Raw genomic sequence first — 12,818 nt, forward strand, 5'->3', positions numbered from 1 at the left:
GCTTTTTTTTGCGCACCGATGCCGGAGTCGCGACAAAAGCGGTTGCCGCACAGACTATTCTGCGTTTAGATGTTACAAGATTAAGTCATAACCCTGACAAGGTCATGGACTCTTTTATATTTTTTAAGGGGCAATTGTGAAACTGGATGAAATCGCCAGGCTCGCCGGCGTGTCACGAACTACGGCAAGCTATGTGATTAACGGTAAAGCGAAGCAGTATCGGGTCAGCGACAAGACCGTTGAGAAAGTCATGGCAGTGGTTCGTGAACATAACTACCATCCGAATGCTGTCGCCGCGGGCCTGCGTGCCGGACGCACCCGTTCGATCGGCCTGGTGATCCCGGATCTGGAAAACACCAGTTACACCCGGATCGCAAACTATCTTGAGCGCCAGGCGCGTCAGCGCGGCTATCAACTGTTGATCGCCTGCTCAGAAGATCAGCCCGATAACGAAATGCGTTGCATTGAACATCTGCTCCAGCGTCAGGTCGATGCCATTATCGTTTCAACCTCGTTACCCCCGGAGCATCCTTTCTATCAGCGCTGGGCCAATGATTCATTCCCGATTGTCGCCCTCGACCGTGCGTTAGATCGCGAGCATTTCACTAGCGTAGTCGGTGCCGATCAGGACGATGCTGAAATGCTGGCGGCGGAGCTGCGCACCTTCCCGGCGGAAAATGTCCTTTACCTGGGGGCGTTGCCGGAACTCTCCGTGAGCTTCCTGCGCGAGCAGGGTTTCCGCACCGCCTGGAAAGACGATCCCCGTAAAGTGGATTTCCTCTATGCCAATAGCTACGAGCGCGAAGCCTCGGCGCAGCTGTTTGAGAAGTGGCTGGAAACTCATCCGATGCCGCAGGCGCTGTTCACCACCTCTTTTGCCCTGTTGCAGGGCGTGATGGACGTGACGCTGCGCCGCGAAGGTAAGCTGCCTTCCAATCTGGCAATTGCGACCTTTGGCGATCACGAACTGCTCGATTTCCTGCAGTGTCCGGTGCTGGCAGTCGCCCAGCGTCATCGTGACGTGGCAGAGCGGGTGCTGGAGATTGTGCTGGCGAGTCTCGATGAGCCGCGTAAGCCTAAACCGGGGCTGACGCGCATCCGTCGTAACCTCTATCGTCGCGGCATATTGAGCCGGTCATAAGGGACGCAGGGCAGTGGAAACTGCCCTGAATTTATTGCATTTATCCACTCAGCAATTCCCCTACTTTTTTTAAGATAATTCTTTAAAAAGTATCGCCTGAGCGCCTTTTTATTTCACTTTGCTATTTAAAATTTCTTTTCATGTTTATTTAATTGTCATTAATGAGATTATTTGTATTATTTTGTTACACAACCGATCATCATTGCTGAATTATCAGCCATTTTTACCCCGCAAATTTGTCGCCATCCGCTTGCCAGCGTTCGACGCGGCGTCAGCGTTGAATCTGGCGCTGTTCACCCCTGACGATATGGCTTAAAATGCCGCCCGCGTCGCAAACTGACACTTTATATTTGGTCGCGGCGAGATGAGTGATTTTTAACGCTGGTCTGCATATTCGAGTTTTTTCTCACAAATATTCATCACGTTAATTTTGCCTCGCCAGTTGTACGGTTAATAGCCTGATTAACTTCCGTTCGTAAATCAGTAACATTTAGACTGATGTCGCGGAAGTCCTGGCTTGACAAGCTTTTCCATCGCTCCGTAAACTCCCTTAAGTGGGAATTTGTGGGTAAAAGTGGTGAGGAGGGGTGAGACTGGCATGTTCCGTGGAGCGACGTTAGTCAATCTCGACAGCAAAGGGCGTTTGTCGGTACCAACCCGATATCGCGACCAGCTGAACGAGAGCGCTTCTGGTCAAATGGTCTGCACCATTGACATCAACCACGCCTGCCTGCTGCTTTACCCCTTGCCTGAATGGGAAATCATTGAGCAAAAGCTGTCTCGACTGTCGAGCATGAACCCGCAGGAGCGTCGCGTACAGCGGCTGTTATTGGGTCATGCCAGTGAATGTCAGATGGATAGCGCGGGGCGTTTATTGATTGCGCCAGTGCTGCGGCAGCATGCGGGTCTGACAAAAGAAGTGATGCTGGTCGGACAGTTCAATAAGTTTGAACTGTGGGATGAAACGGCCTGGTATCAACGGGTCAAGGAAGATATCGACGCTGAGCAGTCTGATTCCGCGACATTGTCGGAACGATTGCAGGATTTGTCTCTATAAATATGATGGAAAATTATAAACATACGACGGTGCTACTGGATGAGGCCGTCAATGGCCTGAATATTCGTCCTGATGGCATCTACATTGATGGCACTTTTGGCCGGGGTGGCCACTCACGTTTAATCCTCTCCCAACTGGGCGCGGAAGGCCGTTTGCTGGCGATCGATCGCGATCCGCAGGCGATTGCGGTGGCAAAAACTATTGATGACCCACGCTTTTCTATCGTTCATGGTCCTTTCTCCGCGCTGGCTGATTACGTCAGCGAGCGCGATTTAACCGGCAAGATCGACGGCATTCTTCTCGATCTTGGCGTCTCCTCACCGCAGCTTGATGATGCTGAACGTGGCTTCTCCTTTATGCGCGACGGTCCGCTGGATATGCGTATGGATCCGACGCGCGGCCAGTCCGCCGCCGAGTGGCTGCAAACGGCTGATGAAGCGGATATCGCCTGGGTGATCAAAACCTTCGGCGAAGAGCGTTTTGGCAAGCGTATCGCGCGCGCCATCGTTGAGCGCAACCGCATTGAGCCGATGACCCGTACCAAAGAGCTGGCTGAAGTGATCGCGGCGGCAACGCCGGTGAAGGATAAGTACAAACATCCCGCCACCCGTACTTTCCAGGCAATTCGCATCTGGGTGAACAGCGAGCTCGAGGAGATCGAGCAGGCGCTGAAAAGTTCGCTTGGCGTACTCGCGCCGGGTGGTCGCCTGTCGATTATCAGCTTCCACTCGCTGGAAGATCGCATCGTGAAGCGTTTTATGCGCGAGCAAAGCCGTGGTCCGCAGGTGCCGGCCGGGTTACCGATGACGGAAGAGCAGCTCAAAAAGCTGGGGGGCCGTCAGCTGCGCGCATTGGGCAAGTTAATGCCGGGCGAGGCAGAAGTGGAAGAGAATCCCCGCGCCCGTAGTTCAGTGCTGCGCATTGCAGAAAGGACGAGTGCATGATCGGCAAAGTGGCAGGCACCTTAAGCAAGGTCAAAGAGACGTTAGGCAGCAACGAGCGTCATGCGTTGCCGGGCGTGATCTGGGACGATCTGTTGCGTTTCGGCAAGCTGCCACTGTGCCTGTTTATTTGCATCATTGTGTCGGCGGTCACCGTTGTGACCACCGCTCACCATACCCGTTTGTTAACGGCGCAGCGCGAACAGCTGGTGCTGGAGCGTGATGCGCTGGATATCGAGTGGCGAAATCTGATCCTCGAAGAAAATGCGCTCGGCGATCACAGCCGGGTGGAACGGATCGCAACGGAAAAGCTGCAGATGCAGCATGTTGATCCCTCTCAGGAAAATATCGTAGTACAAAAATAAGGAAAAACGCGACGCATGAAATCCGCGGCGAAGGCGCTAAAACCAAAACGTCAGGAAGAACAGGCCAGCTTTATCAGCTGGCGTTTTGCGTTGCTGTGCGGCTGCATTTTACTGGCGCTGGGTTTCCTGCTGGGACGCGTGGCGTGGCTGCAGATCATTGCCCCCGACATGCTGGTGCGCCAGGGCGATATGCGCTCTCTGCGCGTTCAGGAAGTCTCGACATCGCGTGGCCTGATTACCGACCGTTCTGGTCGTCCGCTGGCGGTCAGCGTACCGGTAAAAGCGATCTGGGCGGATCCTAAAGAGCTGCATGACGCTGGCGGGATCTCACTGGATAACCGCTGGAAGGCGCTATCGGATGCGCTGAAAATGCCGCTCGATCAGCTGGCCGCTCGCGTCAATGCTAACCCGAAAGGGCGCTTTATCTATCTGGCGCGTCAGGTAAACCCTGACATGGCCGACTACATCAAAAAGCTAAAGCTGCCCGGCATTCACCTGCGTGAAGAGTCGCGTCGCTACTACCCGTCCGGGGAAGTGACCGCCCACCTGATTGGCTTTACCAACGTCGACAGCCAGGGGATTGAAGGCGTTGAGAAGAGTTTCGATAAATGGCTGACCGGTCAACCGGGCGAGCGCGTGGTGCGTAAAGACCGTTATGGTCGCGTGATTGAAGATATCTCTTCAACCGACAGCCAGGCGGCGCACAATCTGGCGTTGAGTATTGACGAGCGTTTACAGGCGCTGGTCTACCGTGAGCTGAATAACGCCGTCGCCTTTAACAAAGCGGAATCCGGCAGCGCCGTGCTGGTGGATGTCAGCACCGGTGAAGTGCTGGCGATGGCCAACAGCCCGTCTTACAACCCGAACAATTTTACCGGCACGGCCAAAGACGCCATGCGTAACCGTGCCATCACCGACGTCTTCGAGCCGGGTTCCACGGTGAAACCGATGGTGGTGATGACCGCCCTGCAGCGCGGTATCGTCAATGAAAACACCGTGCTGAATACCGTGCCTTACCGCATCAACGGTCACGAGATCAAAGACGTGGCGCGTTACAGCGAATTGACCCTCACCGGGGTTTTACAGAAGTCGAGTAACGTTGGTGTTTCTAAGCTGGCGTTAGCGATGCCGTCCTCAGCGTTAGTAGAAACTTACTCACGTTTTGGGCTGGGAAAGGCGACCAATTTGGGGTTGGTCGGAGAACGCAGTGGCTTATATCCTCAAAAACAACGGTGGTCTGACATAGAGAGGGCCACCTTCTCTTTCGGCTACGGGCTAATGGTAACGCCGTTACAGTTGGCGCGTGTCTATGCAACGATTGGCAGCTATGGCGTCTATCGCCCGCTCTCAATTACCAAAGTTGATCCCCCGGTTCCCGGTGAGCGTATCTTCCCGGAATCGATCGTCCGTACCGTCGTTCACATGATGGAAAGCGTGGCGCTGCCCGGCGGCGGCGGCGTGAAGGCGGCGATCAAAGGCTATCGCATCGCCATCAAAACCGGTACGGCGAAAAAAGTCGGGCCAGATGGCCGCTACATCAATAAATACATTGCATATACCGCAGGCGTTGCGCCTGCGAGTAATCCGCGTTTTGCGCTGGTGGTCGTCATCAACGATCCACAGGCGGGTAAATACTACGGTGGCGCCGTTTCCGCGCCGGTCTTCGGTGCCATCATGGGCGGCGTACTGCGCACCATGAACATCGAGCCGGATGCGCTGGCAACGGGCGAGAAAAGTGAATTTGTAATTAATCAAGGCGAGGGAACAGGTGGCAGATCGTAATTTGCGCGACCTTCTTGCTCCGTGGGTAACAGGCTTACCTGCGAGAGAACTGCGAGAGATGGTACTCGACAGCCGTGTGGCTGCCTCGGGCGATCTTTTTGTGGCAGTCGTAGGTCATCAGGCGGACGGGCGTCGCTATATCCCGCAGGCGATAGCGCAAGGTGTTGCTGCCATTATTGCTGAGGCAAAAGATGAGGCCACTGACGGTGAAATCCGTGAAATTCACGGCGTGCCGGTCATCTATCTCAGCCAGCTGAATGAACGTCTCTCTGCGCTGGCGGGACGTTTTTATAACGAACCTTCTGACCGGTTGCGTCTGGTTGGCGTGACCGGCACTAACGGTAAAACCACCACCACGCAGCTGATGGCGCAGTGGGCGCAACTGCTGGGTGAAACCAGCGCGGTAATGGGTACCGTGGGCAATGGTCTGCTGGGCAAAGTGAACCCAACGGAAAATACCACCGGCTCTGCCGTTGACGTACAGCACGTGCTGGCCGGTCTGGCGGGGCAGGGTGCGACCTTTGCGGCGATGGAAGTCTCTTCTCACGGGCTGGTACAGCACCGTGTCGCGGCGCTGAAATTTGCCGCCTCTGTGTTCACTAACCTGAGCCGGGATCACCTCGACTACCATGGCGACATGGAGAACTACGAAGCGGCGAAATGGCAGCTCTATGCCACGCATCACTGCGGTCAGGCGATTATCAACGCCGATGACGAAGTGGGTCGCCGCTGGCTGGCTAAACTGCCGGATGCCGTTGCGGTCTCCATGGCCGATCGTATCAACCCGAACTGCCACGGCCGCTGGCTGAAGGCCACCGACGTGACCTATCACGATAGCGGCGCGACCATTCGCTTTGCCTCGAGCTGGGGCGAGGGCGAAATCGAAAGCCGTCTGATGGGGGCGTTCAACGTCAGCAATCTTCTGCTGGCCCTCGCGACCCTGCTGGCGCTCGGCTATCCACTGGCGGAACTGCTCCGTACCTCCGCGCGCCTGCAGCCGGTTTGTGGCCGCATGGAAGTCTTCACCGCCCCAGGCAAACCGACGGTGGTGGTGGATTATGCCCACACGCCGGATGCGCTGGAGAAAGCGCTGGAAGCCGCGCGCCTGCACTGCGCCGGTAAACTGTGGTGCGTCTTTGGCTGCGGCGGCGATCGTGATAAAGGCAAACGTCCGCTGATGGGTGCCATTGCTGAACAGTTCGCGGATATCGCGGTCGTGACCGATGACAACCCGCGCACCGAAGAGCCGCGCGCCATCATCAACGACATTCTGGCCGGTATGCTGGATGCGGGCCGTGCCCGTGTGGTGGAAGGCCGCGCAGAAGCGGTGACCAACGCCATCATGCAGGCTAACGAGAACGATGTGGTGCTGCTGGCCGGTAAAGGCCACGAAGATTATCAGATTGTCGGCACCAACCGTCTGGATTACTCCGACCGTGTAACCGCGGCGCGTCTGCTGGGAGTGGTGGCATGATCAGCGTAACGCTAAGCCAGCTTGCGACGATCCTGCGCGCAGACGTCAGCGGCGATGAGATGAGTTTCGATGCGGTGACCACCGACACGCGTAAAATCACTCCCGGCTGCCTGTTTGTGGCGCTTAAGGGTGAGCGTTTCGATGCCCACGATTTCGCCGAACAGGCGAAAGCCGCCGGGGCAGGTGCGCTGCTGGTAAGCCGTAAACTGGATATCGACCTGCCGCAGGCGGTGGTAAAAGATACCCGTCTGGCGTTTGGTGAACTGGCGGCATGGGTTCGCCAGCAGGTTCCGACGCGCGTTGTGGCGCTGACCGGCTCCTCTGGTAAAACGTCCGTTAAAGAGATGACGGCCGCCATCCTCACCCAGTGTGGCAATACCCTCTATACCGCAGGCAATCTGAACAACGATATTGGCGTACCGATGACGCTGCTGCGTCTGACCCGCGAGCATGAGTTTGCGGTAATCGAACTCGGTGCCAATCACCAGGGTGAAATCGCCTGGACCGTTAGCCTGACGCAACCGGAAGCGGCGCTGGTGAATAACCTGGCGGCGGCGCACCTCGAAGGCTTCGGCTCGCTCGAAGGCGTGGCAAAAGCGAAGGGCGAGATCTACACCGGCCTGCCGGCCAACGGTATCGCCATTATGAATGCCGATAATAACGACTGGCTGAACTGGCAAAGTGTTATCGGGGATCGCAAAACCTGGCGCTTTTCGCCTAATGCCGCGAACAGCGACTTCACCGCCAACAACATTCACGTGACCTCTCACGGCACCGAATTTACGTTGCAGACCCCAACGGGGAATGTGGAGGTGCTGCTGCCTCTGCCGGGTCGCCACAACATCGCCAATGCCCTGGCGGCGAGTGCACTGGCGATGGCCGTCGGCGCGCCGCTGTCTGCTATCAAAAGCGGGCTGGCAAACCTGAAAGCCGTTCCCGGACGCCTGTTCCCGATCCCGCTGGCGGAAAACAAACTGCTGCTGGACGACTCCTACAACGCCAACGTCGGCTCCATGACTGCCGCCGTACAGGTGCTGTCTGAGATGCCTGGCTATCGCGTGATGGTGGTTGGCGATATGGCCGAGCTGGGCGATGAAAGCGAAGCCTGCCACCAGCAAGTGGGTGAGGCGGCAAAAGCCTCCGGTATCGATCGCGTGTTAAGCGCGGGACATCTCAGCAATTTTATCAGCCAGGCCAGCGGCGTCGGTGAGCATTTTGCCGATAAAGCGGCGTTGATCGCTCGCCTTAAGGCACTGGTTGCAGAACAACAAATTGTGACAGTTTTAGTGAAAGGTTCACGCAGTGCCGCCATGGAAGAGGTCGTGCACGCTTTACAGGAGAACGGGACATGTTAGTTTGGCTGGCCGAGCATTTGGTCAAATATTATTCCGGCTTTAACGTCTTTTCCTATCTGACGTTTCGCGCCATCGTCAGCCTGCTGACTGCGCTGTTCATCTCATTGTGGATGGGTCCGCGCATGATTGCCCGTCTGCAAAAACTCTCTTTCGGCCAGGTCGTGCGTAACGACGGTCCGGAATCACACTTCAGTAAACGCGGTACGCCGACCATGGGCGGCATTATGATCCTCACCGCGATTGTGGTGTCGGTGCTGCTGTGGGCTTACCCGTCAAACCCGTACGTCTGGTGCGTGCTGGTGGTACTGGTGGGGTACGGGATTATCGGTTTTGTTGATGACTACCGCAAAGTGGTGCGTAAAGACACCAAAGGTCTGATCGCCCGCTGGAAATATTTCTGGATGTCGGTGATTGCACTGGGCGTGGCCTTCGCGCTCTATCTGGCAGGAAAAGACACCCCGGCCACCGAGCTGGTGGTGCCGTTCTTTAAAGATGTCATGCCGCAGCTGGGCCTGTTCTACATCCTCTTGTCCTACTTTGTGATTGTCGGTACCGGCAATGCCGTCAACCTGACCGACGGCCTGGATGGCCTGGCCATTATGCCAACCGTCTTTGTCGCAGCGGGCTTTGCTCTGGTGGCGTGGGCGAGCGGCAACATGAACTTCGCCAGCTATCTGCATATTCCTTATCTGCGTCACGCCGGTGAGCTGGTGATCGTCTGCACGGCGATTGTCGGCGCAGGTTTAGGCTTCCTGTGGTTCAACACCTACCCGGCGCAGGTCTTTATGGGGGACGTCGGTTCTCTGGCACTGGGCGGCGCGCTGGGCATTATCGCCGTGCTGCTGCGCCAGGAGTTCCTGCTGGTGATCATGGGCGGTGTGTTCGTGGTTGAAACCCTGTCGGTGATCCTGCAGGTAGGCTCCTTCAAGCTGCGCGGTCAGCGCATCTTCCGGATGGCACCTATCCATCACCACTATGAACTGAAAGGCTGGCCGGAACCGCGCGTCATCGTGCGCTTCTGGATTATTTCGCTGATGCTGGTGCTGATTGGCCTGGCAACGCTGAAGGTACGTTAATCATGGCAGATTACCAGGGTAAAAAAGTCGTTATCATCGGGTTAGGCTTAACCGGCCTCTCCTGCGTGGACTTTTTCCTCGCGCGGGGCGTGACGCCGCGTGTGATGGACACGCGTGTCTCTCCGCCTGGTCTGGATAAACTGCCGGAACAGGTTGAACGCCACCTTGGTGGTCTGAATGATGACTGGCTGCTGGCAGCCGATCTGATTGTGGCCAGCCCCGGTATGGCGCTGGCGCACCCTTCACTGAGCGCCGCGGCCGATGCGGGCGTTGAGATTGTCGGTGATATCGAGCTGTTCTGCCGTGAAGCGCAGGCGCCTGTTATCGCCATTACCGGCTCTAACGGAAAAAGCACCGTCACCACCCTGGTGGGTGAGATGGCGAAAGCGGCGGGCAAAAATGTCGGCGTTGGCGGCAACATTGGTTTGCCGGCGCTGATGCTGCTGGACAAAGGCTGCGAGCTGTACGTACTGGAACTCTCCAGCTTCCAGCTGGAGACCACCTCCAGCCTGCATGCAGCCGCGGCCACGATCCTGAACGTGACCGAAGATCATATGGACAGGTATCCGTTTGGTCTGCAGCAGTATCGCGCAGCCAAACTGCGTATTTACGAAAATGCGAAAGTCTGCGTCGTTAACGCCGATGATGCCCTGACCATGCCAGTACGCGGCGCTGATGACCGCTGCATCAGTTTTGGTATCACCATGGGTGATTATCATCTGAACCGGCAGTTGGGTGAAACCTGGCTGCGGGTGAAAGGTGAGAAAGTGCTGAACGTGAAGGAGATGAAGCTTTCCGGTCAGCATAACTACACCAATGCGCTGGCGGCGCTGGCGCTGGCGGATGCCGTCGGTCTTCCACGTTCCTCCAGCCTGCAGGCGTTAACCACCTTTACCGGACTGGCGCACCGTTTCCAGCTGGCGCTGGAGAATAACGGGGTACGCTGGATCAATGATTCCAAAGCCACCAACGTCGGCAGCACCGAAGCGGCGCTGAACGGCCTGCACGTCGACGGCACTCTGCATCTGCTGCTGGGTGGCGACGGTAAATCTGCCGATTTCACCTCCCTGAAGCAGTATCTCTCCGGCGATAACATCCGTCTCTACTGCTTTGGTCGTGACGGCAGGGAACTGGCTGAACTGCGTCCTGAGATTGCCGAGCAGACCGAAACCATGGAACAGGCAATGCGCCTGATTGCCCCTCGCGTGAAGCCGGGCGATATGGTGCTGCTCTCTCCGGCCTGCGCCAGCCTCGATCAGTTTAAGAATTTCGAACAGCGGGGCGATCTCTTTACCCGCCTGGCGAAGGAGTTAGGCTGATGCGTTTCTCTCTCCCTCGCCCAAAAATGCCGCGCCTGCCAGGATTTGGCATCCTGGTCTGGATCTCGTCGGCATTAAAAGGCTGGGTCATGGGCTCCCGGGATAAAGACTCCGATAGCCTGGTGATGTACGACCGCATGCTGCTCTGGCTCACGCTGGGGCTGGCGGCGATTGGTTTTATTATGGTGACCTCGGCATCGATGCCTGTCGGGCAACGACTGGCGAACGATCCTTTCCTGTTTGCCAAGCGTGATGGGCTCTACATCATCCTGGCGTTCTGTCTGGCAATGGTGACGTTACGCCTGCCGATGGCGTTCTGGCAGCGCCACAGTACCGCCATGCTCATCGCCTCGATCGTGATGCTGCTGATCGTGCTGGTGGTCGGGAGCTCGGTGAACGGGGCATCGCGCTGGATTGCTTTTGGCCCGCTGCGTATTCAGCCGGCGGAATTTACCAAGCTGTCGCTCTTCTGCTATCTCGCCAACTACCTGGTGCGTAAGGTGGATGAGGTGCGTAACAACCTGCGCGGCTTCTTAAAACCGATGGGCGTAATTCTGGTGCTGGCGGTACTGCTGCTGGCCCAGCCGGACCTCGGTACCGTGGTGGTACTGTTCGTCACCACGCTGGCGATGCTGTTCCTGGCGGGGGCGAAACTGTGGCAGTTCATCGCCATCATCGGGATGGGGATCTCCGCGGTCGTGCTGCTGATCCTCGCCGAGCCGTATCGTATCCGCCGCGTGACCTCTTTCTGGAACCCCTGGGAAGATCCGTTCGGCAGCGGTTATCAGCTGACACAGTCGCTGATGGCGTTTGGCCGCGGTGAAATGTGGGGCCAGGGGCTGGGGAACTCGGTCCAGAAACTGGAATATTTACCCGAAGCGCATACCGACTTCATCTTCTCCATTATTGGGGAAGAACTGGGTTATATCGGTGTGGTATTAGCGCTATTAATGGTATTCTTCGTCGCTTTCCGTGCGATGTCGATTGGCCGAAAAGCGCTGGTTATCGATCACCGTTTTTCAGGCTTTTTAGCCTGCTCAATCGGGATCTGGTTTAGCTTCCAGGCGCTGGTTAACGTAGGTGCCGCAGCAGGTATGCTGCCAACCAAAGGTCTGACGTTGCCGTTAATCAGTTACGGTGGTTCGAGTCTGTTGATCATGTCGACCGCCATTATGTTCTTGTTACGCATAGATTATGAAACGCGTCTGGAAAATGCCCAGGCGTTTACACGAGGTTCACGATGAATCAACCGAAGCGGTTAATGGTGATGGCGGGCGGTACTGGCGGGCATGTGTTCCCCGGGCTCGCGGTTGCGCACCATTTAATGGATCAGGGCTGGCAGGTACGCTGGCTGGGAACCGCCGACCGCATGGAGGCCGATCTGGTGCCGAAGCACGGGATTGAGATCGACTTTATTCGTATTTCTGGCCTGCGCGGCAAGGGGATCAAAGCGTTGCTGCTGGCGCCGGTGCGTATTTTCAACGCCTGGCGTCAGGCGCGGGCGATCATGAAGCGTTTTAAGCCGGACGTGGTGCTGGGGATGGGCGGTTATGTCTCCGGCCCAGGCGGACTGGCGGCGTGGTCGCTCGGTATTCCGGTTGTGCTTCACGAGCAGAACGGTATCGCGGGCCTCACCAATAAATGGCTGGCGAAAATTGCCAGCAAAGTGATGCAGGCTTTTCCAGGGGCATTCCCGAAAGCCGACGTGGTAGGCAACCCGGTGCGTGTTGACGTGCTGGCCCTGCCGTTGCCGCAGGAGCGACTCGTTGGCCGTGAAGGGCCGGTGCGGGTGCTGGTCGTGGGCGGCTCACAGGGCGCGCGCGTGCTGAACCAGACCCTGCCGCAGGTGGCGGCGAAGCTCGGCAGCGCGGTGACCATCTGGCATCAAAGCGGAAAAGGCGCGCAGCAAACGGTAGAGCAAGCTTATGCCGAAGCCGGACAGCCGCAGCATAAAGTGACCGAATTTATCGACGACATGGCGGCGGCGTATGCCTGGGCCGATGTCGTGGTCTGCCGCTCCGGCGCGCTGACGGTGAGCGAGATCGCCGCCGCTGGCTTGCCGGCGCTGTTTGTGCCGTTCCAGCACAAAGACCGTCAGCAGTACTGGAATGCGCTGCCGCTTGAAAAAGCCGGTGCCGCGAAAATTTTTGAACAGCCGCAGTTTACCGCCGACGCGGTCGCCACCACCCTGGCGGGCTGGGACCGGGAGACATTGCTGGCGATGGCGCAGCACGCACGTGCCGCCGCGATCCCGGATGCAACGGAGCGGGTGGCGAAAGAAGTGAGCCTGGCAGCCCAGGCGTAACCC

11 protein-coding genes are annotated in these 12,818 nt (G+C 57.3%); all 11 read left to right on the top strand.

Features of this window, described 5'->3' with window-relative positions; genetic code table 11:
* Positions 1 to 136: 136 nt before the first annotated feature.
* The 11 genes from cra to murG all read left to right on the top strand — a co-directional run bounded on the left by cra (position 137) and on the right by murG (position 12,815).
* The gene (cra, locus tag GNG29_RS03900) at positions 137 to 1,141 is read left to right on the top strand and encodes a catabolite repressor/activator (protein ID WP_103178261.1); all 1,005 of its coding nucleotides are present in this window, start codon (positions 137 to 139) and stop codon (positions 1,139 to 1,141) included.
* A gap of 598 nt (positions 1,142 to 1,739) precedes the next feature.
* Positions 1,740 to 2,198 (top strand): division/cell wall cluster transcriptional repressor MraZ, encoded by a 459-nt coding sequence (mraZ, locus tag GNG29_RS03905; RefSeq protein ID WP_103178262.1) that lies wholly within the window; start codon positions 1,740 to 1,742, stop codon positions 2,196 to 2,198.
* Positions 2,199 to 2,200: 2 nt separating this feature from the next.
* Entirely contained in the window at positions 2,201 to 3,142 is a 942-nt protein-coding gene (gene rsmH / locus GNG29_RS03910) for a 16S rRNA (cytosine(1402)-N(4))-methyltransferase RsmH (RefSeq protein WP_103178263.1), read from the top strand.
* Entirely contained in the window at positions 3,139 to 3,504 is a 366-nt protein-coding gene (gene ftsL, locus GNG29_RS03915) for a cell division protein FtsL (protein ID WP_103178264.1), read from the top strand. Before rsmH ends, ftsL begins: the two co-directional genes overlap by 4 nt.
* A gap of 15 nt (positions 3,505 to 3,519) precedes the next feature.
* On the top strand, positions 3,520 to 5,286 hold the full coding sequence (locus GNG29_RS03920) for a peptidoglycan glycosyltransferase FtsI (RefSeq protein WP_114315899.1): 1,767 nt from the start codon (positions 3,520 to 3,522) through the stop codon (positions 5,284 to 5,286).
* Positions 5,273 to 6,760: a UDP-N-acetylmuramoyl-L-alanyl-D-glutamate--2,6-diaminopimelate ligase gene (gene murE / locus GNG29_RS03925; RefSeq protein WP_103178266.1), complete on the top strand. Its 1,488-nt coding sequence runs from the start codon at positions 5,273 to 5,275 to the stop codon at positions 6,758 to 6,760. The genes GNG29_RS03920 and murE overlap by 14 nt, the downstream gene beginning before the upstream one ends.
* On the top strand, positions 6,757 to 8,115 hold the full coding sequence (murF, locus tag GNG29_RS03930; protein WP_156653914.1) for a UDP-N-acetylmuramoyl-tripeptide--D-alanyl-D-alanine ligase: 1,359 nt from the start codon (positions 6,757 to 6,759) through the stop codon (positions 8,113 to 8,115). The genes murE and murF overlap by 4 nt, the downstream gene beginning before the upstream one ends.
* Positions 8,109 to 9,191, top strand: coding sequence for a phospho-N-acetylmuramoyl-pentapeptide-transferase (gene mraY / locus GNG29_RS03935; RefSeq protein ID WP_103178268.1), 1,083 nt, complete (start codon positions 8,109 to 8,111; stop codon positions 9,189 to 9,191). The genes murF and mraY overlap by 7 nt, the downstream gene beginning before the upstream one ends.
* 2 nt (positions 9,192 to 9,193) lie before the next feature.
* Positions 9,194 to 10,510: a UDP-N-acetylmuramoyl-L-alanine--D-glutamate ligase gene (murD, locus tag GNG29_RS03940; RefSeq protein ID WP_103178269.1), complete on the top strand. Its 1,317-nt coding sequence runs from the start codon at positions 9,194 to 9,196 to the stop codon at positions 10,508 to 10,510.
* A complete protein-coding gene (gene ftsW / locus GNG29_RS03945; protein ID WP_039030375.1) occupies positions 10,510 to 11,754 on the top strand; it encodes a cell division protein FtsW in 1,245 nt (414 codons plus the stop codon). The genes murD and ftsW overlap by 1 nt, the downstream gene beginning before the upstream one ends.
* Positions 11,751 to 12,815, top strand: a complete 1,065-nt coding sequence (murG, locus tag GNG29_RS03950) for an undecaprenyldiphospho-muramoylpentapeptide beta-N-acetylglucosaminyltransferase (RefSeq protein ID WP_103823248.1) — start codon at positions 11,751 to 11,753, stop codon at positions 12,813 to 12,815. Before ftsW ends, murG begins: the two co-directional genes overlap by 4 nt.
* Positions 12,816 to 12,818: the final 3 nt, after the last annotated feature.

It is taken from the genome of Leclercia sp. Colony189 (assembly GCF_009740165.1).
Lineage (GTDB): Bacteria > Pseudomonadota > Gammaproteobacteria > Enterobacterales > Enterobacteriaceae > Enterobacter.

Excerpts from the sequence above, each read along its gene's own strand:
- mraZ (WP_103178262.1), top strand. The coding sequence starts at position 1,740 with ATGTTCCGTGGAGCGACGTTAGTCAATCTCGACAGCAAAGGGCGTTTG.
- rsmH (WP_103178263.1), top strand. The coding sequence starts at position 2,201 with ATGATGGAAAATTATAAACATACGACGGTGCTACTGGATGAGGCCGTC.
- ftsL (WP_103178264.1), top strand. The coding sequence starts at position 3,139 with ATGATCGGCAAAGTGGCAGGCACCTTAAGCAAGGTCAAAGAGACGTTA.
- GNG29_RS03920 (WP_114315899.1), top strand. The coding sequence starts at position 3,520 with ATGAAATCCGCGGCGAAGGCGCTAAAACCAAAACGTCAGGAAGAACAG.
- murF (WP_156653914.1), top strand. The coding sequence starts at position 6,757 with ATGATCAGCGTAACGCTAAGCCAGCTTGCGACGATCCTGCGCGCAGAC.
- mraY (WP_103178268.1), top strand. The coding sequence starts at position 8,109 with ATGTTAGTTTGGCTGGCCGAGCATTTGGTCAAATATTATTCCGGCTTT.
- murD (WP_103178269.1), top strand. The coding sequence starts at position 9,194 with ATGGCAGATTACCAGGGTAAAAAAGTCGTTATCATCGGGTTAGGCTTA.
- ftsW (WP_039030375.1), top strand. The coding sequence starts at position 10,510 with ATGCGTTTCTCTCTCCCTCGCCCAAAAATGCCGCGCCTGCCAGGATTT.
- murG (WP_103823248.1), top strand. The coding sequence starts at position 11,751 with ATGAATCAACCGAAGCGGTTAATGGTGATGGCGGGCGGTACTGGCGGG.